This window comes from Anaerobiospirillum sp. NML120448, assembly GCF_023050945.1.
Classification (GTDB): Bacteria; Pseudomonadota; Gammaproteobacteria; order Enterobacterales; family Succinivibrionaceae; genus Anaerobiospirillum.
On the sequence record NZ_JALKIM010000108.1, the window covers coordinates 1 to 9397 of the forward strand.

Genomic DNA, 9397 nt, shown 5'->3' on the forward strand with positions numbered 1-9397 from the left:
CAATACCTATTGTCAATAGATAGAATAAATTCATAAAACTACACTATATTAACCTATATAAGATTTCCTGATAAGATTGATATTTATCAATATATTGAGTGAGCTTTATACTTTGTCTGTCTACATGGAGCTAATAATATAAATTATGGATCATTTTTGATGATAGTGCTATAATTCTTAAAGTTTAGTTGTCTGCCTTTTTATAAGGTAAACTCAACAAGCTTTTACAACCCAACAAGCTTTTGCGTGGTGTTAAAGTATGCCAACTGTTCTTTATTGTGAGAATGCGCCATACGCTCAAAACCGTAGTATCGGCTTTGAGCAAACGCAAGAAATCGACCTTACAAACAACATCCTATTTACTCCAATAGATCTACTATATCTGCAATTTCTTGCTGACGTAAGTTTAGGTGATTGCGAAAAATCTACTCACTGTACTCAACCTAGTTCTACAACTGTTACTGCTATTGAAGATCTCAGGAGCGCTATTGCTAAAGTTAAAGCTACAGCTGCCTCGAAAGAGGATCTCGCTAAACTTGCCTCTAAACTCGATCGATTAAATCAAAATTTCAGCGAACAGCCAGTTTCCAACAAAGAAGATCTTCCTAAAGTTGAATCTAACATTGTTCGTGTTGTGGAAAGACTTATCTCCCAGCTTGATGTTAAAATCTCTTCACTTGATAGTGCTATTTCCCGTGTTGACTCTAAAATTGATCGTGTGGAAAACAAACTCGTCGAAACTATCAATACCATGAAAGCTGAGCTTAAGGGCGATATTGCAAGGACTCAAAACAGCCTTGAACGCAATATTTCTGGCGCTAGAGACTATCTTGAGAAGGATATTGCTAGTGCTCAAAAGGGTCTAGAGTGCGATATTGATAGAACTAAAGACAGTCTTAAGAGCTCTATTTTTTTAGTTATAGACAGTCTTAATCGAAAAATTGATATTACTGGCGACAGCCTCGTAAGCTTTATGGATATCCATAAAGACACCCTTGTACGCAATATGGATATAAATAAAGACAGTCTTAAGAGCTCTATTTTTTTAGCTGAAGACAGTCTTAAGTTTTATATCAATTCCATCAAAGATTAGGTATCATCCTTAAGCAAAAAGATTGATCAGCGCTTTGAGAAACTAGAACAAATGCTTTCAAACTTAAAGTCAAAGATTGATAAGTCTTAGAGGCTATTGTTTTCGGTTTTGTATCAAATAGACAATCTGGTATATTATTCTAATTTACTTTATCTAAATTCTGTTTTTTGAGCGGAGCAGTTTCATGGCAAATGCTATTACTTATAACAAAGTTCCATATGATCAGAATCAGAATCATGTTTTTGATCAAATGCCAAATATTGATGACTTAAATTCAGGTACTTACGAAAGATTCTTTCACTGGAATCAATCTAAGTCTGCAACTGATACTGCTCTTGCAGCTCTTAAAACCGATATTGCTAATGTTGAAGCTACAGCTGCCTCGAAAGAGGATCTCGCTAAAGTTGAAGCTACAGTTGCCTCGAAAGAGGATCTCGCTAAAGTTGAAGCTACAGTTGCCTCGAAAGAGGATCTCGCTAAACTTGAAGCTACAGCTGCCTCGAAAGAGGATCTCGCTAAACTTGACTCTAAAATCGATCAATTAAATCAAAATTTCTTTGAAAAGCCTGTCGTCACCAAAGACGATCTTGCTAAAGTTGAAGCTACAGCTGCCTCGAAAGAGGATCTCGCTAAACTTGACTCTAAAATCGATCAATTAAATCAAAATTTCTTTGAAAAGCCTGTCGTCACTAAAGACGATCTTGCTAAAGTTGAAGCTACAGCTGCCTCGAAAGAGGATCTCGCTAAACTTGACTCTAAAATCGATCGATTAAATCAAAATCTCTTTGAAAAGCCTGTCGCCACTAAAGACGATCTTGCTAAAGTTGAAGCTACAGCTGCCTCGAAAGAGGATCTCGCTAAACTTGAAGCTAAGGCTGCCTCAAAAGATGATCTTGCTAAAATCGAATCTACAAGACTTGAGCTTAAAGAAGATATTGAGAAAGTTGACTCTAAACTCTATCAATTAAATCAAAAACTCTTTGAAAAGCCAGTTGCTACTCAAGACGACCTTGCTAAAGCTGCCGATAAAGTTGATTCTAAAATCGAATCTACAAGACTTGAGCTTAAGGAAGATATTAATAAGGTTGACTCTAAAATCGACTCTACAAGAAACGAGCTTAAGGATGATATAGCATCATTAAGCCGACAGATGAATGAACGCTTTGATAAGATGGATCAGCGCTTTGCGAATTTTGAACAAATGTTTTTAGAGTTAAGGTCTGATCATAATAGTCTTAGAGACGATCACCTTCGACTTTTCACGTATGGCAAGTTGACACTAATTGGTATTCTTTTCTTATTTCTCTGTATCTTTTCAGTGCTCTTCACTTACCACGATTCGTTCTTTGTTGATCTGTTCAACAAAATTTTTAGTTTGTTTTAATTTTGGTTGGCCTAATTAGTTTTGGGCACAAAAAAGCCTAGATTCTTATTACTTAATTTAAGTTTTAGAACCTAGGCTAAGATTATTCTATTAGCATGCAGTATTTAGAGGCCGCCCTGAGTTGCCATAGCCGCTAATTGTTCGGCCTGGAACTCCTCAATTACTGGCTGTAACAACAAGTCAAGCTTACCCTCCATAACCTCATTTAAGCGGTATAGAGTGAGGTTAATACGGTGATCAGTTACACGACTTTGAGGGAAGTTATAGGTACGGATACGATCGGAGCGATCACCTGAGCTAAATACGCTCTGACGTTGCTCAGCTAATGCAGCATTACGCTTATCTTCTTCAAGCTTAGCTAAACGAGAAATCAATACTTCCATAGCACGGGCACGGTTAGCGTGCTGGGAACGCTGATCTTGACACTCTACAACAATACCTGTTGGTAAGTGGGTAATACGAATAGCAGAGTCTGTCTTATTAATGTGCTGACCACCAGCGCCTGATGCTCTAAAAGTATCAATACGTAAATCAGCTGGATTAATCTCAGGTGCTTGTGATGCAGGGATCTCAGGTAATACCATCACAGTACAGGCAGAGGTATGGACACGACCTTGAGCTTCAGTTTCTGGCACACGTTGTACACGGTGACCACCTGACTCAAACTTCATATAACCATAAGCGCCTTCGCCTGAGAGCTTAGCAATAACTTCCTTGCAACCACCCATTTCACCTTCGGACATGGAAACAACTTCTAAAGTCCAGCCCTTAGCTTCACAGTATTTGGTATACATACGGAACATTTCACCAGCAAATAAGGCAGCCTCATCGCCACCAGTACCAGCGCGAATTTCCATAAAGCAGTTACAATCATCACGCTCATCGTGAGGAAGTAATAAAATCTGTAAATCGTGATCAAGCTTTTCGATACGCTCACGAGTTGGGCCTACCTCTTCTTCGGCCATGGCTCTCATATCTTCGTCGTCACCATTGAGCATAAGCTCCATTTCTTCTAAGTCTGCTGCGCATGACTTATACTCTTTGTAGGTGTCAACCATTACTTGCAAACGTGAGTATTCACGATTGAGCTCACGAAACTTCTCCTGATCTGCAATCACATCAGGCTGGGCTAATAATTGCTCAACCTCTTGGTGACGCTCAACGATGGAGTCTAATCTTCTTAATATACTTTCTTGCATGCTAAAACCTAATTGTTAGCTACCATCCAAAAAGAAAACTTGGGGCCAGCCCAAGCCAAATTAACCGCCTATTTTAACACTGCTAAGCCTACTTTCCAATATTATTGCCTCATTTACCAATGTTCATAGCTTCTATCTAAGGAAAAAGCCCTTATCGGCTTATGACAAACAAGGGCTTGTATTACTTAAATATTAAAGCTAAAGCTTAGTGATGGCGCTTGCCAATTAAGGTACCGAGCTTCTTAAGAACACCACCTTCTTGTTGGGCACTCACTTGTTGGGTTGGCTCAGCTTGGGAGCCCTGAGAATCAGAGTGTTTAACTTCACTTGACTCTTCACTAGTTTGATTACTAATCTCGCTAATGGTTAAAGGAGCTATATCACTATGATCCTTTTCTTTGGACTTTAGTTCCTCCTTAATTTTTTCTTGCTTAGCAAGCTCAGCATCAAAGTTTGCAGCCAACAAGTCATCACTCTTAGTACCAGCCTTATTAGAGCTAATTGCCTCACTGTGAGCTTCACTCTCTAGCTTTGCCTCTACAGCATCGGCTTGAGCCTGACCTTGCTCTTGGCTTTGTGCAAGGGCCTGGGCCTGCTCTGGATCTTGAGCCTGAGCCGTTACAGTAGCATTAGCATCAGCAGTAGTCTCTGGGCTTGGAGTTTGAGGCAGGTCTAAATTTGGCTCTGCCTTTGGCTCAGTTGGTAATGGCTCTTTTAGCACCTTGGTATCAGAGTCTTTAGTGATATCAGATACTAAAAGTGGGTCAATATGCTCATGAGCCTCTTTGCTAGTATTAGCCGGTTTTTGCTCCTGATTGCTCTGATAATCATCAGCGCTTAAAGGTGCATCTAAACCCTCGGTACTTGGCTGTGCATTTTGAGTCTCAGCCCCTTCCTGAGTTGATTTTGGCTCTAAAGAGCTATCCTTATCAGGGGTAGCTACTTGAGCTTGGTCAGTAGCAGGCTCAGGGGTAGCTTGAGCTGGGGTCTCTGGGGCTGCTGGGGTAGCATCTTCGTGCTTATCAGCTTTTTCTGCCTTGCTGGACTTTTCAGCCTCACGATGGATTGCCTCTTCAATGTTCTTAGCCTTAGCAATAAGCTCAGCTACATTAACTGTCTTCTTAGCTTTGGCCTTTTCTTCGGCAATCTTCTCAACTTGGGCCACTACTGATCCTACCACCTCAGTTAAGTAGATATCAGAATCAAAGTCAGCATTTGACTTAGCTTTAGCCTTCTTTTCAGCCTTCTTATCACCACTTACCTTGTTAGCAGTATCTTCTAAGTGCTCAGTTTTAGCCTCAGCACTAGCATTAGCGTCAGTGGTAGCATCAGTATCAGCATTAGCATCAGTATCCTTAGTCTTAAGGGACTGATCTTGCTTAGCTTTTGCTGTTTCTTGGCTTTCGCTAGTTGTATCTAAAGCAACCTCGCCATGAGATGGCTCATTATCAGAGCCTGAAACGGCGCTATTAGCCTGATCTTGAGCTGTTACTTGCTCTTGAACATCGCTGGCGCTGGCGGTGCTAGCTGCACTGGCGGAGCTAGCTGTGCTTGCACTGGTTTTGGCACTGGAGCTGGTGTTGGCAGCACTAGCACCTGGAGCTACGCTCTTGTGGGTATTAGATTCACCCTTAATGAGACGCTCATGCTCAGCAACTTCCTCAGGAGCAATACTGTGAGCTGATAATGGCTCAATTTCTTCCTTAGGCTCTTCTACTAATGGTTGAACCTTAGCAAAGCCTACAGAGTCAACTGCAATTACAGTCTTTGGACCATCATCCTCTAACTCATGTACTTCTTCCTTACCATCGGCACGTAAGGCAGTTACAGCTTTCTTAGGAGCCTTAGTTTCTTTTTCGCTCTTAGCATCAGCAGGCTCGGCCTTATCTGACTTATCGGACTTGCTCTCCTTATTTTCCTTAGCTTCTTCATCCTTTTCAGGAATAATTGAGCTTACTACCTTAGCAATAGCCTTAGTAGCAACACTGGTAATACCACTCTTCTTGTCAGACTCAGTAGAGGTTTCTTCCTCATCTTTGGCCTTCTTAGCAGTCTTACGATCTGCCTCTGGTTCGGTATCATCCAAGTTGTCTTCATTAGACTTAGCGGAGTTTTTAGTAGCAGCAGAGCTCTTAGCACTGGCCTTGTCTTCACTTGACTTTGATTGAGACTGATCATTAGAGCCTTCATTTTCAGCCTCTTCTTGGTCTGAATACTCTTCTTTTTCCATCTCATCTACTACTTCTTGAGCCACTTGAGTTGCAGCACTAGCAGCTTCAAGAGCAGCCTTAGCAACCTCAGCAGTATCAACATCCTCTGACTCATCCAATTTAGCAGTAGAAACAGCGGCACTAGCAGCTGCTTTTGCAGCTTGAGCGGCAGCTAACTGAACCTTTGCAATGGTCTCATCTGATGCTTCTTCCTCGAGCTCGGCAGCTTGTTTTGCAGCCTCAGCAGCTTGTTTGGCAGCGGCAGCAGCTTCATCAGCAGCCTTAGCAGCAGCGGCTGCGGCAGCAGCACGGGCATTAGCCTCAGCAACTAAAGCAGCAGTAGGAGCCACAGATGAAGGGCCTTGAGTGCTCTTATCTAAGGTGTATAAGTTAGCAGTACGTGCAGTACCCTTATAACCAAATGGGCTTGGAAGCCATGGGCGGTATTCAATAGCGGCAGTACGGCAAGCTACAAAACGTAAGAACAAATAGCCATAAACTCCTGAGACAAAAGAGGCTACTAAAATAGCTAAGGCATCAGCATATTCAAAAACGCTACTACCCTCATAAGCTAAAGAATCATAGAAGAAAGCCATAGAGAAGCCGATACCAGTCAAGATACACATGCCGTAAATTTGAACAAAGTTGGCATCTGATGGCTGTTTTACTAGTCTTACTTTAATGGCTAACCAAATAACTAAAAATACACCTAAAGGCTTACCTACAGTCAGAGCAAAGAAAATACCTAAGCTAATTGGCACAAAGAAGCCAGTAATATCAATCATAGAAAGATCAATACCAGCATTAGCTAAGGTAAACAGAGGTAGCACAAATAATGATACCCACACTTTTAAGCTATCTGAAATTGGCTCTACCATTAGCTCGCCATAAGCGCTCTTCATAGGAATAGAGAAAGCAGTGATAATACCTGCTAAGGTAGGATGCACACCACTTTTTAGAATGAAGAACCACAAAATCAAGCCCAAAATAATGTAGAGTGACTTTCTACCCACTCCAAAGTAATTAAGCAATACTAAGCCCAATACTGCTACGCCAGCTAGGGACAAAGCTGAGGTAGATAAATCAGTGGTATAGAAAACAGCCAAAATCATCATCGCACCCATGTCATCAAAGACAGAGGTCGATAATAATAAAATCTTTAAAGAAGCAGGGACACGGGAACCTAGCAATAACAAAATGGCAACTGAAAAGGCGGTATCAGTCGAGGTTGGAATTGCCCAGCCTCGCATTGCAAACTCGTTACCATGGTTAAAGAGGGTAAATATTAAACTTGGTACTAGAATACCACCCATGGCCGCTAAGGCTGGCAAGATAATATTACGGGGATTGGATAAATTACCTTTTACAAACTCAATTTTGAGCTGTAAACCAATAGAAAAGAAAAAGACGGTGATCAAACCATCATTAATCCACAGTAGCAATGGCTTAATTAATTGGAAATCGCCAAATACTACACCAGCACTCATCTCAATACCATGACGGTAACTAGTTGAGTATGAGCCATTTTGTAGAATTAATGCTAGTACAATACATGCCATCATAATGATACCGCCTGTGGCATCATTATGGGTAAATTTGGCAACAGTCCGTGGTAGACGAACTCTTAAATCGGATAACACTCTCACTTGTATGCCCTGTCTACAAGAGTTAAACCAATCTCTCCTTAATCTCCAACAACCTCATCTCACATCATAAATGCTAAGTGTTATCCCCTTAGGTTCTTATCATAATTAAACTTTAGAAAAGATACTTTTAATCAAGCAATAGCTAAGGTAATTATTGTTTAGCAAAAACAAATATGGTGATTTCACCAAGATTAAGAACAGCCCCATATGTTAGAAAATATATACTGTCTAGCATTAATGACTTGAGGTGCAAGCCAAATTATCAAGCTAGGTTAAGCTTACAGCTCTCAATAAGCGATAAATCTAAATAGAAACGAACATAGTTGATAGCCCCAAACATATTTAATCTTATATGTTTTAGGCTGATTTTAGCTAATGTAGGACTTAGGTTATGAACGATAATACTTTGGTATTTTTTTGCTCAGCCTTAAAAGCTCATTTTTTCATTATCTATCGCTAACCATGATTAAGTTCCCACAAGAACTAATAAGCTTAGGCCCATTGCCATCATAATTTGCCAGAACAATCTTATTCAATATACGTGTATTTACCCAAAGGAACAAGCTAAAACAATTATCAGCTGCTAATCTTGTGATCCTTGTTAGCAATATACCCTCAGGAACCTATCCTCCTGAACAATTACTTTTTCTTACCCTACCTACTCTTTAATATCACCAATTCACGCACAACTCTCTAAAAGTCAGCTTATTAAAAGCTGCTAACAGTTAATGCGCACCAAGGTATGCAAGGTAAGTCTAAGAGCACCTTTGCTCTCCAAGAAAAAACTTATAAGAGCTGCCATGCTCAAACTTATGCTTACTTAATTACAACACAAAAAAATTAGCTAGAGTTTAGCTTCATTTGATATTGCTCCCCTTTTTTAATCGCCTGATAAATCCTAAAACCTAAAACCCATGGCCTACTTAATATAAGGGGCAATCTTAAGGCTAAAGATCACCCCTTATTACTTTGCAACTTAAGCCACTTAACAGCCTAGTGTTTAGCTAGGCCCTTAAGGCAAAGACTTGAGCTTAAATTTTAGTTTGCTCATGAGCTTCCTGAGGTTTATCTCTACCCTCCTTCCCAGACTTACTCTGAGCCTCTAAGGCTAAATCGCAAGCCTCTTGGCTCTGTCCATTTACTTGGCCCTGTCCCTGCTCTTGGCTCTGATTCTTACTTAGGCCATGCTCAATGCTTTGGGCTTGACCTTGGCTCTGGCTTTGGCTCTGGCCTGAGCTAATGCCTTGATCATCAAGCTGATTAAGACTTGGTTCTAGCTGTGCTACTGTTGGGGCCTTGCAGGAAGTATCAGAGGCAGTATCAGTAGCTTGCTCAGTAAGGCTCTGACTAGAGTTAGTAGCAGTACTATGCTCTGTGTTTTCCAAGTGTAAAGAGTCTTGATCATGAGTGGAAATCATGGCCAAAGGCTCAGCAGGAGTTTTATCTGCGTTAGTAGCCACCTCAGGGTGTGAGGCCTTACTTACCTTAGCTCCCTTATCAATTTCCCTATGCATGGCCTCATCAATGTCTTTAGCTTTAGCAATAAGTTTTGCAACATCTACGCATTTTTGAGTCTTGCATTGCTCTTGAGAGAGCTTTTGTACTTGAGCAGCTACTGAGCCCGTTACAAAAGGTTAGGCACCAAGCCACTAGGCTTGCCTAGTGGTATAGCGCCATAGGGTTGCAAATTTATTTTAAATTCATAGGGGTTTCATATACTTGTTTAAAGTTATATGACATCTATAAGTTCGTTATTGCGAAATTTGGTGTTTGTGAAAAGTATTAGTTAGGAGAACAATATGAGTAGTAAATATCATAGTGCTTCCCATGCTAAATACTTGATTCAGTATCATATTATTTGGTGT

5 protein-coding genes are annotated in these 9397 nt (G+C 40.6%); 2 read left to right on the top strand and 3 right to left on the bottom strand.

The window, feature by feature from the left end:
- Positions 1 to 259 precede the first annotated feature (259 nt).
- Both MXE38_RS11515 and MXE38_RS11520 read left to right on the top strand, forming a co-directional pair.
- The gene (locus MXE38_RS11515; RefSeq protein WP_246915130.1) at positions 260 to 1093 is read left to right on the top strand and encodes a hypothetical protein; all 834 of its coding nucleotides are present in this window, start codon (positions 260 to 262) and stop codon (positions 1091 to 1093) included.
- Positions 1094 to 1277: 184 nt separating this feature from the next.
- Complete coding sequence (locus MXE38_RS11520; protein ID WP_246915134.1) at positions 1278 to 2477, top strand: hypothetical protein; 1200 nt, start codon at positions 1278 to 1280, stop codon at positions 2475 to 2477.
- A 104-nt stretch (positions 2478 to 2581) separates the two neighbouring features.
- Here MXE38_RS11520 and prfA read toward each other — a convergent pair whose 3' ends face one another.
- From prfA to MXE38_RS11535, 3 genes are all read right to left on the bottom strand, one after another.
- Positions 2582 to 3676: a peptide chain release factor 1 gene (gene prfA / locus MXE38_RS11525; RefSeq protein WP_246915137.1), complete on the bottom strand. Its 1095-nt coding sequence runs from the start codon at positions 3674 to 3676 to the stop codon at positions 2582 to 2584.
- 205 nt (positions 3677 to 3881) lie between these two features.
- Positions 3882 to 7532 carry a Na+/H+ antiporter NhaA gene (gene nhaA, locus MXE38_RS11530; protein ID WP_246915140.1) on the bottom strand — a complete coding sequence of 1217 codons (3651 nt, stop codon included), beginning with the start codon at positions 7530 to 7532 and terminating at the stop codon, positions 3882 to 3884.
- 1031 nt (positions 7533 to 8563) lie between these two features.
- Entirely contained in the window at positions 8564 to 9046 is a 483-nt protein-coding gene (locus MXE38_RS11535; RefSeq protein ID WP_246915142.1) for a hypothetical protein, read from the bottom strand.
- Between the last annotated feature and the right edge of the window lie 351 nt (positions 9047 to 9397).

Excerpts from the sequence above, each read along its gene's own strand:
- prfA (WP_246915137.1), bottom strand. The coding sequence starts at position 3,676 with ATGCAAGAAAGTATATTAAGAAGATTAGACTCCATCGTTGAGCGTCAC.
- MXE38_RS11535 (WP_246915142.1), bottom strand. The coding sequence starts at position 9,046 with ATGCATAGGGAAATTGATAAGGGAGCTAAGGTAAGTAAGGCCTCACAC.
- MXE38_RS11520 (WP_246915134.1), top strand. The coding sequence starts at position 1,278 with ATGGCAAATGCTATTACTTATAACAAAGTTCCATATGATCAGAATCAG.
- MXE38_RS11515 (WP_246915130.1), top strand. The coding sequence starts at position 260 with ATGCCAACTGTTCTTTATTGTGAGAATGCGCCATACGCTCAAAACCGT.